The organism is Streptomyces sp. MS06 (assembly GCF_047200655.1).
Classification (GTDB): domain Bacteria; phylum Actinomycetota; class Actinomycetes; order Streptomycetales; family Streptomycetaceae; genus Streptomyces.
Window position 1 is genome coordinate 1 of record NZ_JBJZOJ010000041.1, and the last position, 26048, is coordinate 26048.

General features: G+C 73.4%; 26 protein-coding genes. 14 read left to right on the forward strand and 12 right to left on the reverse strand.

Features of this window, described 5'->3' with window-relative positions; genetic code table 11:
• Window positions 1-127: 127 nt before the first annotated feature.
• Both ACL02U_RS21545 and ACL02U_RS21550 read right to left on the reverse strand, forming a co-directional pair.
• Window positions 128-1627, reverse strand: coding sequence for a DUF3152 domain-containing protein (locus tag ACL02U_RS21545; protein ID WP_412792517.1), 1500 nt, complete (start codon window positions 1625-1627; stop codon window positions 128-130).
• 8 nt (window positions 1628-1635) lie between these two features.
• Window positions 1636-2652 (reverse strand): alpha/beta fold hydrolase, encoded by a 1017-nt coding sequence (locus tag ACL02U_RS21550; protein WP_412792518.1) that lies wholly within the window; start codon window positions 2650-2652, stop codon window positions 1636-1638.
• A 215-nt stretch (window positions 2653-2867) separates the two neighbouring features.
• Between ACL02U_RS21550 and ACL02U_RS21555 the strand changes: the two genes are divergently transcribed.
• From ACL02U_RS21555 to ACL02U_RS21570, 4 genes are all read left to right on the forward strand, one after another.
• On the forward strand, window positions 2868-3092 hold the full coding sequence (locus ACL02U_RS21555; RefSeq protein ID WP_412792519.1) for a hypothetical protein: 225 nt from the start codon (window positions 2868-2870) through the stop codon (window positions 3090-3092).
• A gap of 325 nt (window positions 3093-3417) precedes the next feature.
• Window positions 3418-4062, forward strand: coding sequence for a TetR/AcrR family transcriptional regulator (locus ACL02U_RS21560; protein WP_412792520.1), 645 nt, complete (start codon window positions 3418-3420; stop codon window positions 4060-4062).
• A 165-nt stretch (window positions 4063-4227) separates the two neighbouring features.
• A complete protein-coding gene (locus ACL02U_RS21565; RefSeq protein WP_412792521.1) occupies window positions 4228-4455 on the forward strand; it encodes a DUF3107 domain-containing protein in 228 nt (75 codons plus the stop codon).
• Between the two features lie 410 nt (window positions 4456-4865).
• Window positions 4866-5135 (forward strand): hypothetical protein, encoded by a 270-nt coding sequence (locus ACL02U_RS21570; RefSeq protein ID WP_412792522.1) that lies wholly within the window; start codon window positions 4866-4868, stop codon window positions 5133-5135.
• 29 nt (window positions 5136-5164) lie between these two features.
• Here the strand turns inward: ACL02U_RS21570 and ACL02U_RS21575 are convergent, their stop codons facing one another.
• Entirely contained in the window at window positions 5165-5914 is a 750-nt protein-coding gene (locus ACL02U_RS21575; RefSeq protein ID WP_412792523.1) for a ferritin-like fold-containing protein, read from the reverse strand.
• 530 nt (window positions 5915-6444) lie between these two features.
• On the opposite strand from ACL02U_RS21575, the gene ACL02U_RS21580 reads away from it, so the two are divergent.
• Both ACL02U_RS21580 and ACL02U_RS21585 read left to right on the forward strand, forming a co-directional pair.
• Complete coding sequence (locus tag ACL02U_RS21580) at window positions 6445-8916, forward strand: DEAD/DEAH box helicase (protein ID WP_412792524.1); 2472 nt, start codon at window positions 6445-6447, stop codon at window positions 8914-8916.
• 139 nt (window positions 8917-9055) lie between these two features.
• Complete coding sequence (locus ACL02U_RS21585; protein ID WP_412792525.1) at window positions 9056-9943, forward strand: alpha/beta fold hydrolase; 888 nt, start codon at window positions 9056-9058, stop codon at window positions 9941-9943.
• Between the two features lie 128 nt (window positions 9944-10071).
• Here the strand turns inward: ACL02U_RS21585 and ACL02U_RS21590 are convergent, their stop codons facing one another.
• Window positions 10072-10965, reverse strand: coding sequence for an NYN domain-containing protein (locus ACL02U_RS21590; protein ID WP_412792526.1), 894 nt, complete (start codon window positions 10963-10965; stop codon window positions 10072-10074).
• Window positions 10966-11216: 251 nt separating this feature from the next.
• Between ACL02U_RS21590 and ACL02U_RS21595 the strand changes: the two genes are divergently transcribed.
• Window positions 11217-11369 (forward strand): hypothetical protein, encoded by a 153-nt coding sequence (locus ACL02U_RS21595; RefSeq protein WP_390646468.1) that lies wholly within the window; start codon window positions 11217-11219, stop codon window positions 11367-11369.
• Between the two features lie 156 nt (window positions 11370-11525).
• Here ACL02U_RS21595 and ACL02U_RS21600 read toward each other — a convergent pair whose 3' ends face one another.
• The 3 genes from ACL02U_RS21600 to ACL02U_RS21610 form a co-directional block, all read right to left on the reverse strand.
• The gene (locus ACL02U_RS21600) at window positions 11526-12134 is read right to left on the reverse strand and encodes a MarC family protein (RefSeq protein WP_412792527.1); all 609 of its coding nucleotides are present in this window, start codon (window positions 12132-12134) and stop codon (window positions 11526-11528) included.
• 72 nt (window positions 12135-12206) lie between these two features.
• Window positions 12207-13064 carry a PHP domain-containing protein gene (locus tag ACL02U_RS21605; RefSeq protein WP_412792528.1) on the reverse strand — a complete coding sequence of 286 codons (858 nt, stop codon included), beginning with the start codon at window positions 13062-13064 and terminating at the stop codon, window positions 12207-12209.
• A gap of 253 nt (window positions 13065-13317) precedes the next feature.
• Window positions 13318-13959: a DUF6758 family protein gene (locus tag ACL02U_RS21610; RefSeq protein ID WP_412792529.1), complete on the reverse strand. Its 642-nt coding sequence runs from the start codon at window positions 13957-13959 to the stop codon at window positions 13318-13320.
• 157 nt (window positions 13960-14116) lie between these two features.
• Here ACL02U_RS21610 and ACL02U_RS21615 point away from each other — a divergent pair, with 157 nt between their 5' ends.
• Window positions 14117-15340 carry an MFS transporter gene (locus ACL02U_RS21615; RefSeq protein WP_412792530.1) on the forward strand — a complete coding sequence of 408 codons (1224 nt, stop codon included), beginning with the start codon at window positions 14117-14119 and terminating at the stop codon, window positions 15338-15340.
• Between the two features lie 76 nt (window positions 15341-15416).
• Here ACL02U_RS21615 and ACL02U_RS21620 read toward each other — a convergent pair whose 3' ends face one another.
• Window positions 15417-16001, reverse strand: a complete 585-nt coding sequence (locus ACL02U_RS21620; RefSeq protein WP_412792531.1) for a suppressor of fused domain protein — start codon at window positions 15999-16001, stop codon at window positions 15417-15419.
• A gap of 180 nt (window positions 16002-16181) precedes the next feature.
• On the opposite strand from ACL02U_RS21620, the gene ACL02U_RS21625 reads away from it, so the two are divergent.
• The 3 genes from ACL02U_RS21625 (at window position 16182) to ACL02U_RS21635 (ending at window position 18143) form a co-directional block, all read left to right on the forward strand.
• A complete protein-coding gene (locus ACL02U_RS21625; RefSeq protein ID WP_412792532.1) occupies window positions 16182-16304 on the forward strand; it encodes a hypothetical protein in 123 nt (40 codons plus the stop codon).
• Between the two features lie 143 nt (window positions 16305-16447).
• Window positions 16448-17581: a magnesium and cobalt transport protein CorA gene (locus tag ACL02U_RS21630; RefSeq protein WP_412792533.1), complete on the forward strand. Its 1134-nt coding sequence runs from the start codon at window positions 16448-16450 to the stop codon at window positions 17579-17581.
• 34 nt (window positions 17582-17615) lie between these two features.
• Window positions 17616-18143 (forward strand): hypothetical protein, encoded by a 528-nt coding sequence (locus ACL02U_RS21635; protein WP_412792534.1) that lies wholly within the window; start codon window positions 17616-17618, stop codon window positions 18141-18143.
• Window positions 18144-18353: 210 nt separating this feature from the next.
• Here the strand turns inward: ACL02U_RS21635 and ACL02U_RS21640 are convergent, their stop codons facing one another.
• Window positions 18354-19106, reverse strand: coding sequence for a hypothetical protein (locus ACL02U_RS21640; protein ID WP_412792535.1), 753 nt, complete (start codon window positions 19104-19106; stop codon window positions 18354-18356).
• Between the two features lie 211 nt (window positions 19107-19317).
• On the opposite strand from ACL02U_RS21640, the gene ACL02U_RS21645 reads away from it, so the two are divergent.
• The 3 genes from ACL02U_RS21645 to ACL02U_RS21655 are packed head-to-tail and all read left to right on the forward strand — an operon-like array spanning window position 19318 to window position 22379.
• A complete protein-coding gene (locus ACL02U_RS21645) occupies window positions 19318-20601 on the forward strand; it encodes a magnesium transporter MgtE N-terminal domain-containing protein (protein ID WP_412792536.1) in 1284 nt (427 codons plus the stop codon).
• On the forward strand, window positions 20591-21202 hold the full coding sequence (locus ACL02U_RS21650) for a DUF1003 domain-containing protein (RefSeq protein ID WP_412792537.1): 612 nt from the start codon (window positions 20591-20593) through the stop codon (window positions 21200-21202). Before ACL02U_RS21645 ends, ACL02U_RS21650 begins: the two co-directional genes overlap by 11 nt.
• Window positions 21203-21245: 43 nt before the next feature.
• On the forward strand, window positions 21246-22379 hold the full coding sequence (locus ACL02U_RS21655; protein WP_412792538.1) for an Mrp/NBP35 family ATP-binding protein: 1134 nt from the start codon (window positions 21246-21248) through the stop codon (window positions 22377-22379).
• 381 nt (window positions 22380-22760) lie between these two features.
• Here ACL02U_RS21655 and ACL02U_RS21660 read toward each other — a convergent pair whose 3' ends face one another.
• The 3 genes from ACL02U_RS21660 to ACL02U_RS21670 form a co-directional block, all read right to left on the reverse strand.
• Window positions 22761-23420, reverse strand: a complete 660-nt coding sequence (locus ACL02U_RS21660; RefSeq protein WP_412792539.1) for a hypothetical protein — start codon at window positions 23418-23420, stop codon at window positions 22761-22763.
• A 259-nt stretch (window positions 23421-23679) separates the two neighbouring features.
• Window positions 23680-24138, reverse strand: coding sequence for a sec-independent translocase (locus ACL02U_RS21665; protein WP_412792540.1), 459 nt, complete (start codon window positions 24136-24138; stop codon window positions 23680-23682).
• A gap of 201 nt (window positions 24139-24339) precedes the next feature.
• Window positions 24340-26037, reverse strand: coding sequence for a trypsin-like peptidase domain-containing protein (locus tag ACL02U_RS21670; RefSeq protein ID WP_412792575.1), 1698 nt, complete (start codon window positions 26035-26037; stop codon window positions 24340-24342).
• Window positions 26038-26048 lie beyond the last annotated feature (11 nt).

Here is a 26048-nt window from a genome sequence, read left to right on the forward strand (position 1 = left end):
CGGAAGGGGTGAACGGTCGTAACTTTCCGATGCGGGTCGCGTTTCGTGGCGCTAGGGCATCACTCGACTGCGAAACGTCACAGCGTACGCGTGTTCCCTCGCACAGGACGGCCGATCGCGGACCGCTTCAGTCCTCGGGGTAGGGCCAGGGGTTGGCCAGGCAGTGGATGCCGTCGTGGTCGAGGAACTTGGTCTGCTGCTGCATGACCGGCGCGAGTTCGCCGTTCTTGTCGCACAGGGCGTGGTTGTGACCGAGGCGGTGGCCGATCTCGTGGTTGATCAGCATCTGACGGTAGGCGCGGATCCGGTCGCCGTACGTCTTCGACCCCTGGGCCCACCGATAGGCGTTGATCATGACGCGCGGCGTGGCGGCGGAGTCGCAGGAGACGTTCTCCTCACTCGTGTCCAGTCCGGACTTCGCGCACCACACGTGGGTGGTACCCGGGCTGGCGAGCGTGATGACGAAGTCCGGGTCGCCGGACGAGACGCGCTCGAAGGTGCGGGCCCCGCCGTGGGACCAGCTCCGGGGGTCGTTCAGCGTCTTCTGCACGGCCTGCGCGAACAGTTCGCCGTCCAGTCCGACGTCGCGCTCGACATCCACCCGGTAGGTGTACTTGCGGCCGCTACCCGGAGCCCGGTCGACCCCCGGGACGGCGTCGAAGGTTCCCGGCCCCTTCAGCTTCGGGTCCAGCGGGAACTTGCGGTCCATCTTCTGCTCGTAAGTCAGCGGCGCTGGGCTGGGCGGGGCCGACGCCCCCGGCCTCCCGTCACCGCGGGAGGCGGAGTCGTGGGTGTCTCGGGCCTGGCCCGTGGGCAGCGGGGAGGCCGCGCCGGCGTGGTGCTGCCTGCCGGCGACCTGTCCGGCCACCACCACCGCGAGGGCGGCGGTGACGGCGGCGGCCGCGATCCCGGTGAAGGTGCGGCCCCTGGCGCCCTTCGCCCTCGCCGGCGCACCGGGGCCCGGCGCGCGGCGGGCCCCGGTGGCGCCCCGGCCGGTGGCGGTGGAGTTCCAGTCCGCGGTGGACGGGAAACGCTCCGCGGCGGGCGCGGTGTACGGGGTGCGGGCCGGGGCGAAAACCTGGTCGCCGTCCTCCGCGAAGGCATCGAGGTACTCCTGCCGCGGCCCCGTGCGCGGCGCCCGGCGCTGTTGCGGGAACCCGGTCTCCTCCCCGGGGGGCCGCCGCGGTCCCCCGGGCCCGGCCCCGGGCGTCCCGGACTCGCCCCAGCCTCCGCCGGGCTCGCGCTGCTCGGGGTGGCCTCCGCGAACCGGCGGGTTCCCCCGTCCGGGCGCGCCGTCACCGGGGTGTGGCACACCGCCCGCGGGCGTCCCGTCGGGAAACCGCGGCGCACCGTGCGCCGGAGTCCCGCCGGGGAACCTCGGCGCACCGTGCGCCGAGGTTCCGTCGGCGGCCCGTCGCGGGAGGCCCTGCCACTGCGGGGGGTATCCGGATGCCGCGGGGGCGGCGTCACCGCCCGGCGGCCTCTGCCGGCCCGTGCCGGCCTCCGCCTCCGGGCCCTGGTTCCCTCCCGGTGGCGGGGGCGCCGGTGTCCCCCGCCGTTGGGGGGACTCCGTACTGTTTCCGGGCACGCGCTTGGGAGCGGGCCCCCGCCGGCTGTGGCGTCCCACGTCGCGCCTCAGCTCCCCTGGTTCGTACGGCTCGGTCGGTCGGCGGCGCTCTCCGGACCCGCCGGTCGCGCCGGCTCCGTGTCCGCCAGCAGTTGCCGGAACGCCTCGGCGACCGCCTCCGGGTACTCCATCATCGCGACGTGCCCGGCATCGGGCAGGGTCAGCAGTCGGGAGCCACGGAAGGCGCGGGCCGCGCGCTGCGCCATGCGGAAGCCGACGAGCCGGTCGCGGCCACCGTAGACCAGCAGTGTCGGTGTGAGAACCCGCTCGGCCTGGCGCCACAGCCCGTGCTGGCCGCCCAGAGTGTAGGCGTTGACCAGGCCGCGCGCGGAACGGGTCATCGCGTCCCAGAAGTACGGCAGCCGCAGGCGCCGCTCGAGCTCCTCCACCGCGTGCCGGAAGGCCTCCGGGGTCACGAGCCCCGGATCGCCGTAGCAGAGCCCCAGGACGCCGCGGACCCGCTGCTCGGCCGTCCATTCGCGGGTGAGGCGGGTGAAGAGGGGGGCGGCGCCGGGCAGGCCGAGCAGCGCGGTCGGGACGGCGGTGCGCTGGACCCGCAGTTCCGGCAGGGCGGGCGAGACGAGCGTGAGGGTGCGCACCAGGTCGGGCCGCAGGGCGGCGATGCGCGTGGAGACGGCTCCGCCGAGGGAGTTGCCGAAGAGGTGCACCGGGCCGCGGCGGGCCGACTCCAGATAGCGGATCACGGCGCGGGCGTGCCCGGTGACCGAGTAGTCGCCGTCGTCCGGCGGCGGGGAGTCGCCGAAGCCCGGCAGGTCGACCGCCTCGCACGCGACGACACCGTCCAGCAGGGCCATCAGGGACGACCAGTTCTGCGAGGATCCGCCGAGACCGTGGATGTACAGCGCGGATTCGAGTCCGTCGCGCACCGGTGGTCGCGACCGGACCGCCAGCGTGACTCCGGCCAGCGCCACCGGCCTCAGCCGCTCGCCCTCGGCGACCCGGACGCGCACCGCCTCCTCGATCACGTCGGTGGGCGGCACGGACGGCAGCTCGGTCGAAGACATGCGGTCATGTTACGAGGCGATCACGCACCGATTCACGTGTTCGCGGTCACAGGGCGTCGCGGTTCGACCGGATCCGCCGGTGCGGCGGTCACGGACGGTGGACCGCCGGGAGGGATCGCGTAGCGCCCCCTTCCCGTGTCTCATAGGCTCGGGAAGAGGGCACCCGGGTGTCCCCCCGCATCTTCCAGGGACGTTCGCAGGAAGGGAGCCCGTCCATGGCCGTTGACCCGACCGATCCGGAGACGTTCGAGGACACCGAGGAGGCCGGCGCCGAGGAGTTCGACGTCGAGGCCCCCGAGGGCGACGCGGCCGAGCAGCACGCCGACGTGGCCAGGGAGCAGGACGAACCGCTGACCGGGGTGGATCCCGGCCGGGCGAACGAGGCGGACCTCGCCGAACAGGCCCGGGTGGTCTCCCTCGACGAGGACGACTACCGCTGACGCCCGCGGCCGACCGGACCCGCCGGGCAGCCGGCGGTGCGGGCCGGCGGTGCGGGGCGCGGGCACCGTGGAGAGCGGGACGGAAGGCGGAGCGGGAGGCGCGGAGGGCGCACGGGGGTGCGAACGGGCAGGACCGGGGTCGAGCGCGGGATCCGGAGAAAAAACCGGTCTCCCTGCCCGCTTCGACCGGATCTGAAACCTGTTGCACGACTTTCGCCGCCGTCCGGTCCATGAAATTCTGCGCTCGCAGCGCGCACAGCCGAGTTACCGAAAAGTACGATGGCAGCGCGGCGCACACCGCATATGGACGACTATGGGAGGCGGCGTGACAGCCATCGAGCAGACAGAGGCGACACGCCCGCGAGGTACGCGCCTGCCGCGCCGTGCCCGACGGAACCAGCTGCTGGGTGCCGCGCAGGAAGTGTTCGTGGCACAGGGCTATCACGCGGCCGCGATGGACGACATCGCCGAGCGGGCGGGCGTCAGCAAGCCGGTGCTCTACCAGCACTTCCCGGGCAAGCTCGACCTCTACCTGGCGCTGCTGGACCAGCACTGCGAGTCCCTGATCCAGTCCGTGCGGAACGCCCTGGCGTCGACGACCGACAACAAGCAGCGCGTGCGGGCGACGATGGACGCCTACTTCGCGTACGTGGAGGACGACGGCGGCGCCTTCCGCCTGGTCTTCGAGTCGGACCTGACGAACGAGCCGGCGGTGCGCGAGCGCGTCGACAAGGTGACCAACGAGTGCGCCGAGGCGATCTGCGAGGTCATCGCCGAGGACACCGGCCTCTCGCGCGCCGAGTCGATGCTGCTCGCCTCGGGGCTCGGTGGGCTGGCCCAGGTGGTGGCGCGCTCCTGGCTGCACAGCGACCGCAGCGTGCCGCGGGACCAGGCGGTCCAGTTGCTCGCCTCGCTCGCCTGGCGGGGCATCGCGGGGTTCCCGATGCACGGCAGCGACCAGCAGCACTGACCGGGTCCCCGCAGGGGCGCCGGGGCGTGCGGCGCGGATTGTTCCCGTGCGCTGTTCGCTCCTGGCGTGCCCGTGCGGAGCGTACCGGTCCCCTCACCGGGCTAATGTGTGCTGCGTACGGCGCGGAAGGTCGCGCACTTCACTGACCGTCGGAGGGACATAGCCGTGGAGGTCAAGATCGGCGTGCAGCACGCGCCCCGCGAGATCGTTCTGGAGAGCGGTCAGAGCGCCGAGGAGGTCGAGCAGGTGGTGGCCGAGGCGCTGGCCGGGAAGTCGCGGCTGCTGAGCCTGGTGGACGAGCACGGCCGCAAGCTCCTGGTCCCGGCCGACCGCCTCGCCTACGTGGAGATCGGCGAGCAGGCCCCGCGCAAGGTCGGCTTCGGCGCCCTGTAGCAGCGGAGGCATCCGCCACGCGCCGGGGCCCGGTGAGGACGCAGTGTCCTCACCGGGCCCCGGCGCGTGTGCGTGTCCGCCGGCCGGTGCCCGGGAGCGTGCGGCCGGTGGTCCGGGGGCGTGCAGGGACGGGGGCGCGCCGGAGCGCCCCGCACGGGCGCACCGCCCCGCACGGGCGCACCGCCTCCGCCGGCCGCAGCCCGGGCCGGGGGCCGGCCCGCCACTCCGCCGGCCTCTTTCCCGCAGCCGGAGGGTGGGGTCGCGCGCGGCGAGGATTGCCCTCGGCGGGCCACGGGTATGACGGCCTACGGCCGCGACGCCGGCACCGGCACCGGCACCGGCACCGGCACCGGCACCACCCCGTACCGACCCGAGAGCACAGACCGGCCGCCTGGGAGGAAGAACCCGCGATGATTCTGGAAGCGCTCGGCTCCGCTGTGCTCGGCTTCGCCCTGGCCTGGACGGCGCTGCGCCGCCTGGCGGGCCGCCTGCCCGCCCGCACACTGGTGCTGGCCACCGGCGTCGCCGGAGCCCTGCTCGGCGATTTCGTCACGCACAGCGCGCTGGGCTCCGGCCGACTCGTGCTCAGCCTCGTCGGTGCGGCGGTGATCGGCACCGCCTCCCTCTCCCTGCTGCTCCGGCCCGCGGGCAGGCTGCGCAGACGGTCCGCCCCGGCGTAGGGGCGGCGGGGGACGCCGGCGGGGCCGGATCAGGCCGCCAGGCCCAGCGCCGCCATCCGCTTGGTGTGCGCCTCGGTGATGCGGGAGAACATCCTGCCGACCTCGGCGAGGTCGAAGCCGTCCGCGACCCCGCCCACGAGCATCGTCGACAGCGCGTCCCGGTCGGCGACGACCCGCTGGGACTGCGACAGGGCCTCGCCCATCAGCCGGCGCGCCCACAGCGCGAGCCGTCCGCCGACCCGCGGGTCGGCGTCGATGGCGCCCCGTACCCGCTCCACGGCGAAGCTGGCGTGGCCGGTGTCGTCCAGCACGGCCAGCACCAGCGAGCGGGTGTCGGAATCCAGCCGGGCGGCGACCTCGCGGTAGAAGTCGCTCGCGATGGAGTCGCCGACGTACGCCTTGACCAGGCCCTCCAGCCAGTCCGAGGGCGCGGTCTGCTTGTGGAACGCGTCATAGGCGGCGACGAACGGCTCCATGGCCGCGGTGGACTCCTCACCGATCTCGGCGAGCCGGTCCCGCAACCGCTCGAAGTGGTGGAACTCGGCCGACGCCATCTTCGCCAGCTCCGCCTTGTCCTCCAGGGTCGGCGCCAGTTTCGCGTCCTCCGCGAGCCGCTCGAACGCCGCCAGCTCGCCGTAAGCCAGTGCACCGAGCAGGTCCACCACCGCGGCCCGGTACTGCGGATCGGTCGAGGCCGCCGCCCAGTCCCGGGCGGCCACCCCGGTGGGCGCGGCCGAGGCGTCGCCGGGGGCGTTGTCAGGCTTGTCAGAGGTCGTCATGGAGCGCACGATAGCCCGCTCCCGGGAGGACGGAAGCACCTGGTCATCCACTGTGACGACGGCGACGCGCAGACGTACCGGATTCACCGCCCCCACGGCAACGTGACCGAATCGGCCATCGCATGTGCGCGGATCCGGGGTATGGTGGTAATGCGCCTGCCGAGTATTCAGCGTATTCGACGGGCCGTATGTATGAGGATGCCCGGTCGGTGGCCCGATCGGCTCCGAACCGACAGCCCTCCCGACCGTACGGCAGCATCCGTGCGGCCCCCGGAGTGGGACACCCTCAGCGGTGAGAGCGCTAGAGCGTCGGCAGTGGTCCCGTGCCATACGGCGTGCCCCGGTCGGCCCGCCCGTAAGGCAGCCGACGCCCCCGGCACGGTCCGTCAACGACCCCCGCGCTCGCCTCGCGCCGCGTACACAGAAGAGGCAGCACCCTGACTACGACGTTTAGAGAACTCGGAATCCTGCCCGAGACCGCCGAGGCCCTGGAGGCCGTCGGCATCGTCACCCCCTTCCCCATCCAGGAGATGACGCTTCCCGTCGCCCTCTCCGGCACGGACGTCATCGGCCAGGCGAAGACCGGCACCGGCAAGACGCTCGGTTTCGGCCTTCCGCTCCTGGAGCGGGTGACCGTCCCCGCCGACGTGGAGGCCGGCCGTGCCGCCGCCGAGGAGCTGACCGACGCGCCGCAGGCGCTCGTCGTCGTTCCCACGCGCGAGCTGTGCACCCAGGTCACCAACGACCTGCTGACCGCCGGCAAGGTCCGCAACGTGCGGGTGACCGCGATCTACGGCGGCCGGGCCTACGAGCCCCAGGTGGAGGCGCTGAGGAAGGGCGTCGACGTGGTGGTCGGCACCCCGGGCCGGCTCCTCGACCTGGCGGGCCAGAAGAAGCTCGACCTGAAGCACGTCAGGTGCCTGGTCCTCGACGAGGCCGACGAGATGCTCGACCTGGGCTTCCTGCCCGACGTCGAGAAGATCGTCAACATGCTTCCGGTGCGGCGGCAGACCATGCTGTTCTCGGCCACGATGCCGGGCGCGGTGATCGGGCTCGCCCGCCGGTACATGTCGCAGCCCACGCACATCCGCGCCACCTCGCCGGACGACGAGGGCACGACGGTGGCGAACACCAGCCAGTTCGTCTACCGCGCCCACTCGATGGACAAGATCGAGATGCTCGCCCGCCTCCTGCAGTGCGAGGGCCACGGGCTGGTGATGGCCTTCACGCGCACCAAGCGGACCGCAGCCGATGTGGCCGACCAGCTCAGGCGCCGCGGCTTCGCGGCCGGCGCCGTCCACGGCGACCTCGGCCAGGGCGCTCGCGAGCAGGCGCTGCGCGCCTTCCGCAACGGCAAGGTGGACGTCCTGGTCTGCACCGACGTCGCCGCCCGCGGCATCGACGTCGAGGGCGTGACCCACGTGGTCAACTACCAGTCGCCGGAGGACGAGAAGACCTACCTGCACCGGATCGGCCGTACGGGCCGCGCGGGCGCCTCGGGCACGGCGGTCACCTTCGTCGACTGGGACGACATCCCGCGCTGGCAGCTGATCAACAAGGCGCTGGAGCTGGACTTCAACGACCCGCCGGAGACGTACTCGACCTCCCCGCACTTCTTCGCCGACCTCGGCATCCCCGAGGGCACCAAGGGCGTCCTGCCCCGGTCCGAACGCACCCGCGCCGGTCTCGACGCGGAGGAGCTGGAGGACCTGGGCGAGCCGGGCGGCCGCAACGGGCGCGGACGCGGCGGCCGGGGCGAGACCCGTGGGGGCGAGGCCCGGAGCGAGACCCGCGAGCGGGACCGCACGCCCCGCCGTCGCCGCCGTACGCGGGGCGGTTCCCCGGTGGACGCGGCCCCGGCGGCCGGTGGGCCGGCCGAGCAGTCGGCTGCGGCGGAGGACGGCACCGCGCCGCGCACCCTGCGCCGCCGTCGCCGGACCCGCGGCGGCGCCACGACCCGTTCCGCGTCCACCGCCGTGGAGACGGCGGAGGGCACTGCCGCTGCCGACGGCGGCCCGGCGACGCAGGCGGAGGCCGCGGCGGTCTCGGTGTCGGAGGTCGCCGGCCCGGGTTCCCCGGAGGTGTCGGAGTCCGCGCCGAGGCAGCGCCGCCGCCGGACCCGCTCGTCGGCGCGGTCGACGACTCCCGCGGAGACCGCTGCCGAATCGGCAGTGGAGGCCGTCGAGACCGTGGAGGCCGTGGAGCCGGTCGAGGCCGCGCCGCGCCGTACGCGGGGGGAGGCGGAGCCCGCCGAGGCCGCGGTCGACACGGCCGAGGCGACCGAGGCCAAGCCGCGCCGCACCCGCAAGAAGGCGGCACCGGCCGAGACCACCGCCGACACCGCCGAAGGCACCCCGGCCAAGCCCCGCACCCGCCGGACCCGCAAGGCCGCAGCCACCGAACCCGCCCCCGACGCGGACGCCACCACCGGCATCCCCGCCCAGGCCGTACCGGAGGCCACCGAGCCCAAGACCCGCCGCACCCGCAAGACCGCCGCGGCGAAGACCGGGGCGGAGCCCGCCGAGGCCGCGCTGGACACGGCCGAGGTGACCGAGGCCAAGCCCCGCCGCACCCGCAAGAAGGCGGCACCGGCCGAGACCACCGTCGGCGCCGCCGATGAGGCTCCGGTCAAGCCGCGCCGTACGCGGAAGAAGGCGGAGCCCGCCGAGGCCGCGGTCGACACGGCCGAGGCGACCGAGGCCAAGCCCCGCCGCACCCGCAAGAAGGCGGCACCGGCCGAGACCACCGCCGACACCGCCGAAGGCACCCCGGCCAAGCCCCGCACCCGCCGGACCCGCAAGGCCGCAGCCACCGAACCCGCCCCCGACGCGGACGCCACCACCGGCATCCCCGCCCAGGCCGTACCGGAGGCCACCGAGCCCAAGGCCCGCCGCACCCGCAAGACCGCCGCGGCGAAGACCGGGGCCGAGGCCGCGGAGCCGGCGGCGCTTGGTGCGCGTACGCGCAAGGTCGCGGCTGCGGCGGAGCCCGCTGAGGGCTGATCCGACCCGGCGGAGGCCCGTCCGGCGGCCCGGTTCCCACTCGTGGGGCCGGGCCGCCGGCGTATCCGCGCCCTGCGTCCGGGGCGGGAACGCTCCGCCCGGGGTCACCTGCGGGCTCCGCAACGGTTAACCTCCCCTCGTGACCACCTCCACCGTCTTCACCCCGCCTCCCGGGGCGCGCGCCCGCCGCCTGACGACCTCCCGGGGTGAGTTCGCCGTGGTGGAGATGCCGGTGCCGGCCGGTGTCGAGGAGCGGGGCGTCGTGCTGCTGCTGCCCGGGTACACCGGCTCCAAGGAGGACTTCGGCCTGCTGCAGGGGCCGCTGGCGGACCACGGCTACCGGACCGTGGCGGTGGACGGGCGCGGGCAGAACGAGTCGGAGGGCCGCGACGACGAGGCGGCCTACGCGCGGCCGGAACTGGCCCGCGACGTGCTCGCCCAGGCTGCGGCCGTGGGTACGCGGGTGCATCTGCTGGGGCACTCGCTGGGCGGTCAGATCGCGCGTGCCGCCGTCCTGCTCGACCACACCCCGTTCCGTTCGCTCACCCTGATGGCGTCGGGTCCGGCCAGGATCTCCGACTCGCAGCAGCAGCGGGTGCGACTGCTGCGGGAGGCGCTGACCGCGCTGACGCAGGTCGAGGTGTGGGAGGCGATCCGGGCGATGGGGCCGCCGGAGGAGGTCGGCGGGCCCGCCGGAGGCATCGGCGACCAGGCGCAGCTGCGCAGACGCTTCCTGAACACCAGGCCCGCCCAGCTACTCGCCACGGGTCGGCAGCTGTGCGCCGAACCGGACCGGGTCGGCGAGCTCGCCGCGGTCCCGCTGCCGTTCCACGTGCTGTCCGGCGCGCGGGACGACACCTGGCCGTTGCCGCTGCTGGACGAGATGTCCACCCGGCTGCGGGCACGGCGCACCGTCGTCCCGGGTGCCGAGCACTCCCCCAACGCCGACCAGCCGCTGCCGACCGCACGCGCACTCGCCGCCTTCTGGGACGGCCTCGGAGAGGGTTTCCGGGGCACGGCCGGCTGAGCACGGCGAAGGGCCCGCCGGTCCGCCGGTCCGCCGTGGACGCGCCGCCGGTGCCGTCGCCGGGCGGGTCGACACGTGAGGCCGGGGCCGCTCCCCTCGCCGAGGAGGGTGGCGGGTGCCGCGGCGGCCTAGAACTGCGTCCGCAGGTGGTCCCAGAAGCCGTCGCGCAGTGCGCGCCGCAGGTCGGACTGGCCGCGCAGGGAGTACTGCAGCAGGCCCTCGGCGTCCGACAGCAGGTCCTGGTCGACGCTGCCCGGCAGGTAGGGGTGGCCCGGCAGCAACTGGGACAGGGCTTCCGGGCCCCGGGCCGCCAGCCACTTCGCGGCGATCTGCGCGCCCACGAAGCGGACCGCTTCCCGGGCGGGCCGTACCGCCGGGGAGCCCTCGTAGCCGGCGGCCGTGCGCCGCGTGACGTACGGCTTGAAGAAGTCCAGGTCGAGTGTGCGCTGGCTGTCGACCTCCCACAGCAGCGGCTCGGCCTGGTTGCGGCCCTCCGGTGCCTCGATGCCCCACAGGTGGACGCGCGCGCCGTACCCCTGGGCCGACTCGACCGCCGGGACGAGGTCCTCGTCGCCGCCGAGGAGTGCCGCGTCGCTGATCGCCCGGTACCGGGCGAGTGACTCCAGGTCGCTGCGGATCAGGGAGTCGACGCCCTTCTGCTGGTTGTTGGCGTTGAGGTTGCCCAGGCGCACCTTGACGTCGGGCAGTTCCGCGATGGACTGCTGCTCGGCGGTGTGGATGCGGCGCCGGGCGCCGTCGTACCAGTAGACGCGCAGCAGCCTGCTGTCCGCGAAGACCGTGCGGGCCCGGTCGATGAGCGCCTCGATCAGGCCCCCGGCGTCCAGGTCGAAGGCGCGGCGGTCCTCGGTGCCGGCGACCAGCCGTCCCGCGGCGGCGTAGACGTAGCCCGCATCCACGAAGACGGCGTGCGTCGAAGGGGTCTTCGCCACCTCGGCGAGCACGCGCTGCAGCAGCTCGTTCGTGCGGTCGAGGGCGGAGGGGGCCGCGAGGTCGTCGTTCATCGGATCCATTCTCCCGGCGGTCACGTTGCGAACACAACCGCTGCCTTTCGGTCCCCGAGTCGGAACGGGTCGCTCCGGACCGGGAACTCTTACTCGCTAGTAATTAGTCGTTCGAAAAATTTCTTTAGCGTAGGGAATGTTCGTAACACGTCGCTCGTTGACTGCAGAGGGAGCACGGAGCACCGACGCCCCGTGGCCCGACCCACCAGTAGTTCTCCTCAGGAGGATGACCAGACGAAGGGGGGCGCTTCATGCGCTTCGAAATCCTGCGACTCGACGACGTCGACGGCACACCCGTGGACACCACCGTCGTGGACGCCGCCTCCGTCAACCGGATCGTTCAGCAGGCCGCCGCCATAGGGCAGCGGCTGTGGATCCGCCCGGCCGACACCTCGGCCTCGTAACCCGCGGATCCCCCACCGAAGCCCCAGGGCCCCGCACGGCGCACCGCCGTGCGGGGCCCTGCGCCGTACCGGGACCCCGCACCGCGCCGGGGGCCCTGCACCGTGCCGGGACCCTGCGCCGTACGGGAGCCTGCACCGTGCCGGGGCCCGGGCCGCTCAGGCGCCGCCGCGGATCACCTGCGTGATCCCGTTGATGATCTGCTGGACCGCGATCGCCGACAGCATCATTCCGGCGAGCCGCGTCACCAGCACCACACCGCCGTCCTTGATCACCCGGATGATCAGCAGCGAGTACCTCATCACCAGCCACAGCACCACGTGGATGGCGAGGATCGCCGCCCACACGGACACCTGAGTGGAGACGCTGTCGGCCTTCTGCACCGCGAGGATCACCGACACGATCGCGCCCGGACCGGCCAGCAGCGGCATGCCCAGCGGGACGAGCGCGACGTTGACCTCCTTGGTCTGCTTCGGCTCGTCGGTCTTCCCGGTGAGCAGGTCCAGCGCGATGAGCAGGAGCAGCAGTCCGCCCGCGATCATCAGCGCGGGTACCGAGACGTGCAGGTAGTCGAGGATCTGGTGGCCCAGGAGACCGAAGACGGTGATGACGCCGCCGGCCACGCAGACGGCCTGCAGCGCCATCCGGCGCTGCACGCGCACGGGGCGGCCACCGGTCAGGGCGATGAAGATCGGGGTGATCCCGGGGGGATCCATGATGACGAAGAGGGTCAGGAACAGGGAGCCGAAGACGGCGGTGTCGAACATGGGTGACGAGAGCCTTGCGGGAGGAGAAGACGGGGGGCGGGGTGAGGATCCGGAGCGGGTGAGGGGCGGACCTCAGACTCCGCCCGCTCCCGGCACCGGGAACGCCCCGGTCGCCCGGCGGGTGATCTCCCCGTACACCTCGGGGTCGGTCGTGCAGGCACCGAGCTGCACCGACTTGCGGCTGCCGTGGTAGTCGCTGGACCCGGTGACCAGCAGGCCCAGTTCCCCGGCCAGTCCGCGCAGCCGGGTACGGGCCGCCTCGTCGTGGTCCAGGTGGTCGACCTCGATGCCGTCCAGCCCGGCGGCCGCCATCTCGGCAATCGCGGACTCCGGCACCGTGCGGCCGCGCTTGCTCGCGGCCGGGTGGGCGAAGACCGTGACCCCGCCCGCGTTCCGGACCAGCCTGATCGCCTCGAACGGGTCGGTCTCGTGCTTCTCCACGTGGGCCCGGCCGCCGTCGGCCAGCCACTCCTGAGTGAAGGCGTCGCTCACGCTCGGCACGGCACCGAGATCGACGAGCGCGGTGGCGATGTGCGGCCGGCCGACGGAACCGCCGGCGGCGATGCGCTCGACCTGCTCCCAGGTGACCGGGACCCCCAGCTCGTTCAGCTTGGCGACCATGGCGCGGGCGCGCGGCACCCGGTCGTCCCGCACCAGCTCGCGCTCGGCGAGCAGGGCGGGCTCCCGGGGATCGAAGAGGTAGGCCAGCATGTGCATGCTGACGCCGTCGAGCCGGCACGACAGCTCGGCACCGGTGACCAGGGTGAGGCCGTGCGGCACGGCGGCGACGGCCTCGGCGTGTCCGCGGGTGGTGTCGTGGTCGGTCAGCGCGACCACGTCCAGACCGGCCGCGGCGGCATTGCGCATCAGCTCGGCCGGGGTGTCCGTACCGTCGGACGCGGTGGAGTGGCAGTGCAGATCGATACGCACGACGCGGACTCCAGGCGGTGGCGGACGGAAGCGGACGCTCCAGGATAACCGGCGTTGCGACCCCTCCGAGTCACACCCGAAGCGGCGGTGCACTCCCTACCCCGCGCCCGCCCCGTCGACCCGGGCGCTCCTCCCTCCACCCGCCCCCGTCGCCGCCGCGACGTGTCCCGCGCCCGGCCTCACCCGCGCCCGGCCCCGCCCGCATCCGGGCACCGCGCCCCGGGCTGCGGCCACGGGGCGCGGCCGGGGCCCGCTAGGGCTTGAGCAGCCGGGGCGACAGCGCGCCGCAGGGCACCAGCTCGACCTCGGCCCCCGCGTCGCGCAGGTCGGTGAGGACCAGTTCGTCGTACATGAGCAGTCCGGACTGCTCCGGCCAGACCACCGCCCAGAGCCACATCCCGAGCGCCTCACCGGCGAAGACCGCGCGGTCCGGCGGGGCGCCGGGGACACCCCACAGCGGGGTGGGGCGGCCGGCCGCCAGGACCTTGGCCTCCGGCGGCTTCTCGACGTTCATGGAAGGCCCCGGATCGGGCCCGTCGATGCCGGCGTACCGTGCGCCGAGGCCCACGCCGAGCTCCTCGGCCACCAGGATCAGCTCGCCCATGCCGCCGAGCGGGCCGGGGCCGGTGCACGCCACGGCCGTCGCGCGACCGCCGCTGCGGTCGTCGCCGGCGTAGGCCACGCCGGTGAACAGCCAGCCGACCGGGAGCGGCCAGGGCATCCACAGCGGCACCCGGGTGCGGTGCACCACCACCGCGAGGGCCTCGACGCTGGGCGGGATCACGGGCTGCAGCGGATGCACGGCGCCGTGCACGTCGCACTGCCAGGTGTCGGCGAAGAGGCCGGGAGCCCTGACCCGGCCACCGCACTTCGGGCAACTGGGTTCGCCCCTCATAGAGCCCCACGGTCCTACCCCCGCCGCGTCACGTCAAGGACGATCACCCGTCCGGCCGGAACCAGCCACCGAAGAAATCAGATGTATCTTGCATTAATTAGCTAATCTAACTTAACGTGTGCACACACCAACCACTTCTTCCGGGATTGGAGCAACCATGGACCCGTTCGACGCGGGAGCGGGCGGCATTCTGCGCCAGCCGAAGGCCGTGTGGGCGACGGCCGGGGCATCCGTCGTCGCCTTCATGGGCATCGGGCTCGTCGACCCGATCCTGCCGTCCATCGCCCAGGGGCTGAACGCGACGCCCAGCCAGGTGTCGCTGCTGTTCACCTCCTACTTCCTGATCACCGCGTTCGCGATGCTGCTCACCGGCTTCGTCTCCAGCCGCATCGGCGGTCGCCGGACACTGCTGGCGGGGCTCGCACTCGTGGTGGTCTTCGCCGGCCTGTCCGGCACCTCGGACTCGGTCGGCCAACTCGTCGGCTTCCGGGCCGGCTGGGGCCTGGGGAACGCGCTGTTCGTCTCCACCGCCCTCGCCGTCATCGTGGGAGCCGCGGCCGGCGGCAGCGCGGCGGCGATCCTGCTGTACGAGTCCGCGCTCGGCCTGGGCATGGCCTGCGGGCCGCTGCTGGGCGCCGTACTCGGTGACGCCGACTGGCGCTACCCGTTCTTCGGCACCGCGTTCCTGATGGCGGTCGGCTTCCTGTGCATCACGGCGTTCCTCGAGGAGCAGCCCCGGCCCGCCCGGCGGACCTCGCTGCTGGACCCGGTCAGGGCACTCGGCCACGGGGGACTCGCCTCGGCCGCGGCTTCCGCGTTCTTCTACAACTACACGTTCTTCACCGTGCTGGCGTTCACCCCGTTCGTGCTGGACATGACCCCGTACCGGTCGGGCGGGGTGTTCTTCGCGTGGGGTGTGCTGCTCGCGGTGTTCTCGGTGATCGTGGCACCCCGCCTGCAGAAGCGGTTCGGCTCGCTGAAGGTGCTCGGCGGCTCGCTGCTGCTGCTCGCCGCGGACGTACTCGTCCTCGGCTACGGCGACCACGCCACGGCCGTCGTCTGCACGATCCTCTCCGGCGCGTTCATCGGGGTGAACAACACCGTCTACACCGAGCTGGCGCTCGGTGTGTCCGACGCACCGCGCCCGGTGGCCAGCGCGGGCTACAACTTCGTCCGCTGGTTCGCCGCGGCGGCCGCCCCGTACCTGGCGCCGAAGATCGAGGAGTGGACCGACGTCCGCATGCCGTTCGCGGTGGCGGCGGCGACCGCCGCCGCGGGCGCACTGGTGGTACTGCTCCGGCGCACCGCCCTCACCGGCGAGGCCGAAGAGCTGCGGCCGGAGCACGCGGTGCAGGACGGCGTCGCGGTGTTCGCCGACTGAGCGGCGCCCGGGCCGCGCCCGCACCTCCCTGCCGGGCCGGTGCGGGTGAGATCCGTCACCCGCGACGGCGGGCGGCTCACTCCAGCGGGACGGACCTGCGGGACGGGTCCCGCAGGTCCGTCCCGCTCTCCAGCCAGCGCTCGTGCAGGGCCCCCGCACCGTGCACCCGCTTCCAGGCGGCCTCGTTCGGGGTCATCGGCAGCAGCGGCAGGAACCGCACCGGCTCCAGGGGTGCGTCGAGCTCCAGGTCCTCCACCAGTCCGCCCGGCTCGGCCACCAGCACCGAGGTGAACGGGGCGCCGGGCCACAGCGGCCCGCCCACGTCGAGGGAGCCGCCGGGCGCCAGGACCACACCCTCGACCTGCGGGGACGCGGCCAGTACGGCCAGCGTGCGGAGCACCTGGTCGGTGTCGGCGACCCCGGCGCGCACCGACAGCACCAGCTCCGCGCGCGGGCCCAGCACCGGGTCGGCGAGCAGTGCCGCGGGGTCCGCCATCGGCTGCGCGGACATGCCGAGAGTGGCGTAGCGGACGACGTCCCCCTCGCGGAACCTCAGCACCTCGATGCGGTCGGTACCGAGGAAGGTGACCGCGGCACGGGCGTCCGGTTCGCCGAGCGCGCTGCGCAGCCGGGCCTCGACCAGGGGAAGAACATCAGCCATGGGGCGAGCATAGGACTCGTCAGCGGCGGGCAAAGCGGCGCCTTGACACGTCGGGTGGCTGATACTCTTAGCCGGTCGGGGCAGCTCGCAGCGCATCGCGCATCGCGCCCCGACACCGATGGAACTCCCTTACGAGGGACCGGCCGGAGGAGGTGGGGCTGTCATGGATCGAAGTCGACCGTGCAGTACCACTGGTTCTTCCGGCTGCTGATGCAGTTGCTGCTCTGGCTGGCTGCCGCCTCCCCTGCGCGCCTTCACTCGGAAGAGCCCGTGGTCTCGTTCTGCCTGATCTCTCTGATCTGACTCAGCAGCGAAACTCGCCACCGCGACGGTGCGGTGCTCCCCGCTTTGTGGACGTGCCAAACATCCGAGGTCCGGACGTCCTCATTCCGGGGTGTTCCACCCGCCGTGGAAGGCCATCGCTGCCCCATGCGAAGGAGCCTGCCATGTCGATGATCCGCGACCTGCGCGCAGCGGTCCGCCCGGCCCGCCCGGTGCTGCGCAAGAGCGGGACCCGTCCGGCGCCGGGCGCCGGCCACGGCACCCCGCGCACCGCGGTGACGCCCTCGGCCGTCGTCGACTGCGCCGTCTACCGCGACGGCGCCCGCGTCGCCACCGCCGAACCGCTCACCCCGCAGGAGGCGATGCACCAGGTGCGCCGCGACGGGGGTTTCGTGTGGATCGGGCTGCACGAGCCGACGGAGGCCGAGTTCGCGGGCATCGCAAGCGAGTTCGGGCTGCACCCGCTGGCCGTGGAGGACGCGGTGCAGGCCCACCAGCGCCCGAAGCTGGAGCGCTACGACGACTCCCTGTTCACCGTCTTCAAGACCGTGCACTACGTCGAGCACGACGAACTCACCGCCAACAGCGAGGTGGTGGAGACCGGCGAGGTGATGTGCTTCACCGGCGGGGAGTTCTTCATCACCGTGCGGCACGGCGGGCAGGGCTCACTGCGGGCGCTGCGCCACCGCCTGCAGGACGACCCCGAGTTGCTCGCCAAGGGCCCCTCGGCGGTGCTGCACGCCATCGCCGACCACGTGGTGGACGGCTACATCGCGGTCGCCGACGCGCTCCAGGACGACATCGACGCGGTGGAGACCGATGTGTTCTCACCGGGCCGCAAGGGCACCCCGCGCGGTACCGACGCCGGCCGGATCTACCAACTCAAGCGGGAGATCCTGGAGTTCAAGCGGGCGGTGGCGCCGCTGCTGCGGCCGATGCAGCTGCTCAGCGAGCGGCCGATGCGGCTGGTCGACCCCGACATCCAGAAGTACTTCCGGGACGTCGCCGACCACGTGGCGCGCGTCCAGGAGCAGGTGGTCGGTTTCGACGAACTGCTCAACTCGATCCTGCAGGCGAACCTCGCACAGGCCTCCGTCGCACAGAACGAGGACATGCGGAAGATCACGTCCTGGGCGGCGATCATCGCCGTACCGACGATGGTGTGCGGGGTGTACGGCATGAACTTCGACCACATGCCCGAGACGCACTGGCGGTACGGATACCCGGTCATCATGCTGGTCACGGGCGCCATCTGCCTCGGCATCCACCGGACGCTGAAGCGCAACGGCTGGCTGTGACCCCGGCCCGGGACCGCATCGCTAGGCTGGGCGCATGACACCTGAGCTGCTCGACCGGGCCCTCGTCGAGGAGGCCGCGAAGAAGTCCGGCCTGCTGTGGGTCCGGGGCGTCGGCGCGCCCGCCCCACGTGCGCTGTGGCACGTGTGGCACGAGGGCGCGGTCTGCCTGATCGGTGACGGCCCCGGCGAGCAGCCGCTGCCCGAACTGGTCGACGGCGGTTCGGCCGAGGTGACGGCCCGCAGCAAGGACAAGGGCGGCCGGCTGGTCGGCTGGACGGCGCGGGTCGTGGAACTGGCGCCGGAGTCGGAGCAGTGGCAGGCCGCGGTGGCGGAGCTGAAGGGCAAGCGGCTGAACGCGCCCGACGGCGAGGCGATGCCGGGCCGCTGGGCCCGCGAGTGCCGGGTACTGCGCCTGGAGCAGACGGGCGGGACGCTGCCGCCGCCCGAGGGCTCACTGGCCGAGGAGCCGCTGCCGAGCCCGGCGACGACACGGGAGCCGGTCCCGGCGGGGCTGCCGCGGCTGCTGTTCCGCAGGCGCCGCCGGGGCCGCCGGGGCCGCTGAGGCCGCCGGCGCCGCCGGGGCCGCTGAGGCCGCTGAGGCCGGCCCCAGCCGGCCGGGCCGCCCTGCGGCCGCGCGGCCCCGGGCGCGCGCACGCGGATCCGGGCGCCCGGCACCCGGCGGACCGGCCACGGAGTCGCCCGGGACCCAGGCACGCACGGAGAGTGGGCCGGCACACCGGACAGCGCACCGGCGCCGTGATCCGCCGAGCGGTCAGGACGTCGGCAGTTGCTTGCCGTAGTCCACGGTGTCACCCGAAGCCGGTTCCTCGACCCGGAAGTCCTTGCCCCAGTCGGAGAAGGCCAGGGTGCCCGCTCCCCCGGCGCGGACCAGGCGGAGCGGATACGGCTTGCCCTCCAGGGAGACGTCGAGGGTGCCGCCGGAACCGTGGTCACCGGTGATGCGGATGACGCGGACGCCGTGCTGCTCGTGATGGCCGTCGGCGGACAGGGGGCCGTGCAGCGTCAGCAGGCCGTCCAGCAGCACTTCCTTCCTGGTGAACCCGCTGAAGCGCTGGTAGGCCGGGTCCTTCCGGGGCACCTTGACGTACTTGCCGTCCAGCTTCTCCCCGATCGCGGAGTCCGCGGAACCGCCGTCGCCGCCCTTGCCGTCCGCCCGGGACCAGAAGTCCGCCCCGGCCTTCAGATAGAGCTGCTCGCCGACCCGCAGGAGTTGGAAGGACGCTCCGTCCGCGGTGACCGACCCGCTGCCGGCCTCGGACTTCAAGCGCATGTCCAGCTTGTAGGTGTGCCCGCCGGCCACCACGGTCCCCGCCAGCCGCACCGCGTCGACACCGGCGGCGGCCTGCCGGGCGCGGCTCTGGATCTGCTCGGCGGGGAGCCTGCCGACCCCGTTGGTGCCCGCGTCCGGGTCCCCGCCGCACCCGACCGCTCCCACCACGGCCAGCGCGCACCACACGCTCGCCAGCGCGGCCCGGCGCACACGTCCCGGAGAGGTCGGAATCACAGGCGGGGCTGCCTTTCTCGTGGGGGCCACAGCAGCGTACGGCAGCGTACCGGGACCCCCGGGGCCATCCGGAGCCGGATCGTCCGGACCCTCCCCCGGAGCGCACCCGATCCGGACGGGCTAGCCTGAAGCCCGACTGATCGGCCCGCCGAGGGCAATTCGGAAAAGGAACGCATCCAGGACCCACGTCACAGGAAAGGGAAGCACCGGCATGGCAGCGGGCGCCCCCCGGATCTTCGTCTCGCACCTCTCCGGCGTCGCCGTGTTCGATCCGAACGGCGACCAGGTGGGCCGGGTCCGCGATCTGGTCGTCATGCTCCGTGTGGGACGGCGACCGCCGCGGCTGCTCGGCCTGGTCGTCGAGCTGTCCACGCGGCGCCGCATCTTCCTGCCCATGACCCGGGTCACCGGCGTGCAGTCCGGCCAGGTGATCACCACCGGGGTGCTCAACGTCCGCCGCTTCGAGCAACGCCCCACCGAGCGCCTGGTCTTCGGCGAGCTCCTCGACCGGCGGGTCACCCTGGAGGAGACCGGCGAGGAGGTCACGGTCCTGGACCTGTCGGTGCAGCAGCTGCCCGCCCGCCGGGAGTGGGAGATCGACCGGGTGTTCGTACGCCGGGGCCGGAAGGGCGGCGCCTTCCGCCGCGGCAAGGGGGAGACGCTGACCGTCGAGTGGTCCGACGTCAGCGGGTTCTCCCTGGAGGAGCACGGGCAGGGCGCGGAGAACCTGCTCGCCACCTTCGAGCAGCTGCGCCCCGCGGACCTCGCCAACGTGCTGCACCACCTGTCCGCCAAACGCCGCGCCGAGGTCGCCGCCGCCCTGGACGACGACCGGCTGGCCGACGTACTGGAGGAGCTGCCCGAGGACGACCAGATCGAGATCCTCGGCAAGCTGGCCGAGGAGCGGGCCGCCGACGTCCTGGAGGCCATGGACCCGGACGACGCCGCCGACCTGCTCGGCGAACTGCCCGAGGCGGACAAGGAGCGGCTGCTGAGCCTGATGAAACCGTCCGACGCGGCCGACATGCGACGGCTCATGGCGTACGAGGAGCACACCGCGGGCGGCCTGATGACGACCGAGCCGATCGTGCTGCGCCCCGACTCCACCGTCGCCGACGCCCTGGCCCGCGTGCGCAACGCCGACCTGTCGCCCGCGCTGGCCGCCCAGGTGTACGTGTGCCGGCCGCCGGACGAGACTCCCACCGGCAAGTACCTGGGCACCGTCCACTTCCAGCGGCTGCTGCGCGACCCCCCGTACACCCTGGTCAGCTCGCTGCTGGACCAGGACCTCCAACCGCTCGCCCCGGACGCGCCGCTGCCCGTGGTCGCAGGGTTCTTCGCGACCTACGACATGGTGTCCGCGCCCGTCGTGGACGAGTCCGGCTCGCTGCTCGGCGCGGTCACCGTGGACGACGTCCTGGACCACATGCTGCCCGAGGACTGGCGCGAGGCCGAGTTCGACCTGGGTGAGGAGGCGACCGCGCATGGCACCTGAGCGGGAGATCATCCGCGACCGCCTGCCGGCCGGGGCCACGGCCTCCAGCCGCCCGCGCACCCGGCTGGACCAGCCGCTCCCGCCCCGCCGGCGGCTGCTGCCGGAGTGGGATCCGGAGGCCTTCGGCCGGCTGTCGGAGCGCATCGCCCGCTTCATCGGAACCGGGCGGTTCCTGGTCTGGATGACCGTGGTGATCATCGTCTGGATCGCCTGGAACATCTTCCTGCCGCGGCCGTGGCGCTTCGACGAGTACCCGTTCATCTTCCTGACCCTGGTGCTGTCGCTCCAGGCCTCCTACGCGGCCCCGCTGATCCTGCTGGCGCAGAACCGGCAGGACGACCGCGACCGGGTCAACCTGGAGCAGGACCGCGCGCAGAACGAGCGGTCCATCGCCGACACCGAGTACCTGACCCGTGAGATCGCCGCTCTGCGCATCGGCCTCGGCGAGGTCGCCACCCGGGACTGGATCCGCTCCGAGCTGGAGGATCTGATGAGGGAGCTGGAGGTGCGGCAGGACGGCCACCGCGAGCGGGACGCAGTCCCGGCAGTCCCGGCAGTTCCGGCAGAACGGCCTCCGGGACGTGACGCAGACGACCTCTGACGGGCTTCCCGGGCCACGGCTACCGCGCCGTACCATCGTCTCTATGGCTACGGAAGACGCGGTGCGCGAGGCACTGGCGACGGTGAACGACCCCGAGATCAACCGGCCCATCACCGAGCTGGGGATGGTCAAATCGGTGGAGATCGGTGCGGACGGAGCGGTCGCGGTCACCGTGTACCTGACGGTCTCCGGCTGCCCCATGCGCGAGACGATCACCCAGCGGGTGACCGAGGCGGTCTCCCGGGTCGAGGGCGTCACCCGTGTCGACGTGTCGCTGGACGTGATGAGCGACGAACAGCGCAAGGAGCTGGCGAACGCCCTGCGCGGCGGCCAGACCGAGCGCGAGGTGCCGTTCGCCAAGCCGGGCAGCCTGACCCGGGTGTACGCGGTCGCCTCCGGCAAGGGCGGCGTCGGGAAGTCGTCGGTGACGGTGAACCTGGCGGCGGCCATGGCGGCCGACGGGCTCAAGGTCGGTGTCGTGGACGCCGACATCTACGGCCACAGCGTGCCGCGCATGCTGGGCGCGGAGGGCCGGCCCACCCAGGTGGAGAACATGATCATGCCGCCGTCGGCGAACGGCGTGAAGGTGATCTCCATCGGCATGTTCACCCCGGGCAACGCCCCGGTGGTCTGGCGCGGCCCGATGCTGCACCGCGCGCTCCAGCAGTTCCTGGCCGACGTGTACTGGGGCGACCTGGACGTGCTGCTGCTCGACCTGCCGCCCGGCACCGGGGACATCGCCATCTCGGTGGCCCAGCTCATCCCGAACGCGGAGATCCTCGTCGTGACGACGCCCCAGCAGGCGGCCGCGGAGGTCGCCGAGCGGGCCGGTTCCATCGCGGTCCAGACTCACCAGAAGATCGTCGGCGTGGTCGAGAACATGTCCGGACTGCCGTGCCCGCACTGCGGCGAGATGGTCGACGTGTTCGGCACCGGCGGCGGTCAGCGGGTCGCCGACGGCCTGAGCCGCACGACCGGCACGACCGTGCCCGTCCTCGGTGACATCCCGATCGACGTCCGCCTGCGCGAGGGGGGCGACGACGGCAGGCCGGTCGTCCTGACCGACCCGGACTCCCCGGCCGGCGCGTCGCTGCGGGCGATCGCCGGGAAGCTGGGCGGACGGCAGCGCGGCCTGTCCGGGCTGTCGCTGGGGATCACGCCGAAGAACAAGTTCTGAATCCGCACGCCCGCGGTCTGCGGCTCCGCCATTGGTCAACCTTCTGACCAGCGGCGGAGCCGTCGGCGTCTGTCAGATGCGCATCACGGGCGCGGCGGTCCGGGGCCACGGGCGGCCCACCCGTTCACATTCCGGGATCGCGCCTTCCCAGTCGTCGGCGCACCCGTCGGCCCGGGTCCGCCGGTGGGCCCGGTGTTCCGGGGGCCGGCCGGTGAACCCAGGGGCTGCCGGTAGGTGCGGCGGGCTCGGTGTCACGCCTGGCGCCCGTTTCCACACGGCGCCGGGTTCTTCGCCGCGCCCGGATCCTCCCCGCGCCCGGTTCTTCCCGGCTTCCGGTGGCAGAGGGCGGCGTCCCGTGGCGATGCCCCCTCGCCGAGCACGTCACTCGTACGCCGCGACGTCCTTGACGATCGAGAAGCCGAGGCCGTAGGCGCTCATGCCCCTGCCGTACGCGCCCACGTGCACGCCCTGCTGCGTCGGGCCTGCGAGCACCCACCCGAATTCGGATTCCCGGTAGTGGAACGGCGTGGGCACCCCGTCCACCGGCAGGGACAGCGTCGACCAGGCCGGGCCGGAGAGGTCGTCGGCCAGCGCCCACGCGGTCTCCGTCTGCTGCTCCAGCCAGTCGTCGCGCAGGCTGTGGTCCATCTGGCCGGGCCAGGTGAAGGACAGCAGCCCCACCCCGGCCAGCCAGGCCGCCGAGGACACCGAGGTGGCCTCCAGCAGGCCGGTGCCGTCGGCGCTGCGGCGTGAGGGGTTGGCGGCGACGGTCACCACGACCGCGAACCGCTCCCGGTCCTCCGCCGTGGCCTCGTTGCGTACGGAAGGTTCGTCCCCGTGTCCGATCGAACCGTGCTCGACGGTCCCGTCGGCCGCCGTCCCGACCTGCATCAGCCAGCGCCGGCCCGTGAACGCCTCGTCAAGGCCGTACCACGGGAAGGGCGCGCTCAGGTAGCCGTCGACCGTCCGCCGGACGGAGGGGACCTGTGGTCCGCCCTCCGCGGCCGACGCCTGCGCGGCTGCCCGACTCCTCGTCTCCATCTGCCCGGACGCCTCCTCGCTCTCGGCAGACCGTCCCGGCCCGCCCCCCTTCGGGCGTACTCGTCCGATCCGCACAACAACTCGGCAGCATAGCCACCTTGCTCCTGGCAGCAGCGAAACCGACCGGTGCGTGGGTCGTCGGGGCGGCCGGTTCAGGCTGCGCGGCGCGCCGACGGAGTATGAGAAGTGTCACGCCTTCCGGCGGGTGTGCGCCCCGCCGGCAACGTCGTGACCGGCGGGGACGACCCCGGCACCGGGCTCAGGTGGCGTCCGCGTCGAACGGGGGGCGCACATCCTGACCCGGTGTCTCCGCGTTCTTCGTCATATCGACACGCCCGGGCTTCGAGCCGCCGGAGGATCCGGAGGAGGACGACGCGGAGGAGGCGGCTCCGGAACCGCTGCCGTTGACCGCGTCCGTGACCTCGGCCACCTCCTTCTTCAGGTCGAAGGTGGTGCGGATCTCCTTCAGCCCCAGGTCGTCGTCGTCCAGGTGCTTGCGGACGAACTTCTTGGGGTTGAGGTCCTCGAACTCGAAGTCCTTGAACTCCGGGCCGAGCTCCTGGCGGATGTCCTGCTTGGCGCTCTCCGAGAACTCGCGGATCTTCCGGATCGTACGAGTGACGTCCTGGATGACCTTGGGAAGCTTGTCCGGACCGAAGACGAGCACGGCGAGGACGACGAGCGTGACCAGCTCGAGTGGTCCTATGTCATTGAACACCTGTAGCTCCTTGCGAGTCCTCGGGCCCGTTCCACGGTACCTGTCGTGCGCCTCCGGCCGGTACGGTCCCGAGGTTTCCGGACGGACGAAAACGACCGGGTCTCCGCCCGGCGGGCCGGATCGCCGCGGGTACGGCGGCGGCTGCGGGTCGGCGCCCGCCCGTGACACTCCCTTCCCGTGGCACTCCCTTCCCCGGCACCGTCAGCTGCCGCCGGCGGAGCCGAGCACCAGCGAGATCCCGCGTTCCCGGCCGTCCCGCCGGACGGTCAGTTCCAGCCGGTCGCCCGGGCGGTGGGCGCGGGTCCTGACGATCAGTTCCTCACCCGAGTGGACGGGCCGGCCGTCGACGGCCGTGATGACGTCGCCTGCCTCGATGCCGGCCCGATCGCCCGGGCCGCCCGCGGTGACGGCGGGACCTCCGTCGTCGGCGCGGGTGCCGACGCGGGCTCCGTCGCCGGTGTACTGCATGTCGAGGGTGATGCCGATGACCGGATGGGTGGCCCTGCCGGTGTTGATGAGTTCCTCCGCGACCCTCTTGCCCTGGTTGATCGGGATGGCGAAGCCCAGGCCGATGGAGCCGGCCCGGCCGTCCTGCGGGTCGGCGTCGGCGGAACGGATGGCGGAGTTGATGCCGATCACCCGGGCCCGGGAGTCGAGGAGCGGGCCGCCGGAGTTGCCGGGGTTGATGGCCGCGTCGGTCTGCAGGGCGTCCACGTACGACACGTCGCTGCCGTCTCCCGGTCCACCGCCCGCGGTGACGGGCCGCTCCTTGGCGCTGATGATCCCGGAGGTGACGGTGCCCTCCAGGTCGAAGGGGGCGCCGATGGCCACGACCGGATCGCCGACCCGGACGTTGTCGGAGTTGCCGAGGGGCAGCGGCCGGAGCCCTTTCACCCCGCTGACCCGGACGACTGCGAGGTCGTAGCCGCTGTCGCGGCCCACCACCTCCGCCGTCGCGGTCCGGCCGCCGTCGAGGACGACGGTTATCCGGCCGTCACTGCCCGCGGGTTCGACCACGTGGTCGTTGGTCAGGATGTGGCCCCGGGTGTCGAGCACGAACCCGGTACCGGTGCCGGACTCCTCGCTGCCGGTGACGTGCAGGGTGACTACGCCGGGCAGTGCGCGGGCCGCGATCCCGGCCACGCTGTCGGCCGGCCGTTCGGTGGGCTCCGGCCCGGCCTGCGGCAGTTCCACGGTGCCGGGGCCGCCGTTGCGCTCCAGGTACGCCCCCACGGCACCGCCGACGCCGCCGGACAGCAGCGCGAGCGCGAGGGCCGCGCCGAGGAGCGTGCGTCGGCCACGGGCGCGCCGCCGTCGCTCGCTCGGCACGGCGGCGCCGTTCTGGTGCAGCGGCCCGGTCCCCGCAAGGGGTCGGGCGGCTGTCCGGGCGGCCGCCCACGGGTCGTAGCGTCGCCAGGGGTCGGCGGGGGCGTCGGTGGCGGGCGTCCCCTGGAGGGGGCCCGGGGGCGGGGCCGGGACCGGGGCGGCTGACGAGACCGGGGCGGCTGACGAGACCGGGGCGGGACCGGTGGTGTGCGGCGCGAGCGGAGTCCCGCCGCCGACCGGGGGCCGGGGCGCCTCGGGGGCAGGGTGCGCCGAGCCGGGTTGCGCCGTGCCGGGCCGGGGCTCCGCGGGTGCGGGGGCGGGAGGCGGAAGCGGGGTGCCGTGCGGTGGGGTGGCCGCCGGGTGCTGCACGGGCGGGGCAGGCGCCCACGGACCCGGCTCGCCGTAGGGCGGGGTGCTGTACGGGTCGGGGTCGTGCAGGGGCGCCGGCGGGGCGGCGGGCTCCTGCGACGGCGGCGGCACCGGGGGTGAGCCGGGCACGCACCCGTCCGAGGGCGCGGGTGCCGGTCCGCAGGACCCACCTGCGTCGGTCCCGGCAGGCCGGCGCCCCTGCACATCCAGGTCCC

Excerpts from the sequence above, each read along its gene's own strand:
- ACL02U_RS21550 (WP_412792518.1), bottom strand. The coding sequence starts at position 2,652 with ATGTCTTCGACCGAGCTGCCGTCCGTGCCGCCCACCGACGTGATCGAG.
- ACL02U_RS21555 (WP_412792519.1), top strand. The coding sequence starts at position 2,868 with ATGGCCGTTGACCCGACCGATCCGGAGACGTTCGAGGACACCGAGGAG.
- ACL02U_RS21570 (WP_412792522.1), top strand. The coding sequence starts at position 4,866 with ATGATTCTGGAAGCGCTCGGCTCCGCTGTGCTCGGCTTCGCCCTGGCC.
- ACL02U_RS21575 (WP_412792523.1), bottom strand. The coding sequence starts at position 5,914 with ATGACGACCTCTGACAAGCCTGACAACGCCCCCGGCGACGCCTCGGCC.
- ACL02U_RS21580 (WP_412792524.1), top strand. The coding sequence starts at position 6,445 with ATGACGCTTCCCGTCGCCCTCTCCGGCACGGACGTCATCGGCCAGGCG.
- ACL02U_RS21590 (WP_412792526.1), bottom strand. The coding sequence starts at position 10,965 with ATGAACGACGACCTCGCGGCCCCCTCCGCCCTCGACCGCACGAACGAG.
- ACL02U_RS21595 (WP_390646468.1), top strand. The coding sequence starts at position 11,217 with ATGCGCTTCGAAATCCTGCGACTCGACGACGTCGACGGCACACCCGTG.
- ACL02U_RS21600 (WP_412792527.1), bottom strand. The coding sequence starts at position 12,134 with ATGTTCGACACCGCCGTCTTCGGCTCCCTGTTCCTGACCCTCTTCGTC.
- ACL02U_RS21610 (WP_412792529.1), bottom strand. The coding sequence starts at position 13,959 with ATGAGGGGCGAACCCAGTTGCCCGAAGTGCGGTGGCCGGGTCAGGGCT.
- ACL02U_RS21615 (WP_412792530.1), top strand. The coding sequence starts at position 14,117 with ATGGACCCGTTCGACGCGGGAGCGGGCGGCATTCTGCGCCAGCCGAAG.
- ACL02U_RS21620 (WP_412792531.1), bottom strand. The coding sequence starts at position 16,001 with ATGGCTGATGTTCTTCCCCTGGTCGAGGCCCGGCTGCGCAGCGCGCTC.
- ACL02U_RS21630 (WP_412792533.1), top strand. The coding sequence starts at position 16,448 with ATGTCGATGATCCGCGACCTGCGCGCAGCGGTCCGCCCGGCCCGCCCG.
- ACL02U_RS21635 (WP_412792534.1), top strand. The coding sequence starts at position 17,616 with ATGACACCTGAGCTGCTCGACCGGGCCCTCGTCGAGGAGGCCGCGAAG.
- ACL02U_RS21645 (WP_412792536.1), top strand. The coding sequence starts at position 19,318 with ATGGCAGCGGGCGCCCCCCGGATCTTCGTCTCGCACCTCTCCGGCGTC.
- ACL02U_RS21650 (WP_412792537.1), top strand. The coding sequence starts at position 20,591 with ATGGCACCTGAGCGGGAGATCATCCGCGACCGCCTGCCGGCCGGGGCC.
- ACL02U_RS21655 (WP_412792538.1), top strand. The coding sequence starts at position 21,246 with ATGGCTACGGAAGACGCGGTGCGCGAGGCACTGGCGACGGTGAACGAC.
- ACL02U_RS21660 (WP_412792539.1), bottom strand. The coding sequence starts at position 23,420 with ATGGAGACGAGGAGTCGGGCAGCCGCGCAGGCGTCGGCCGCGGAGGGC.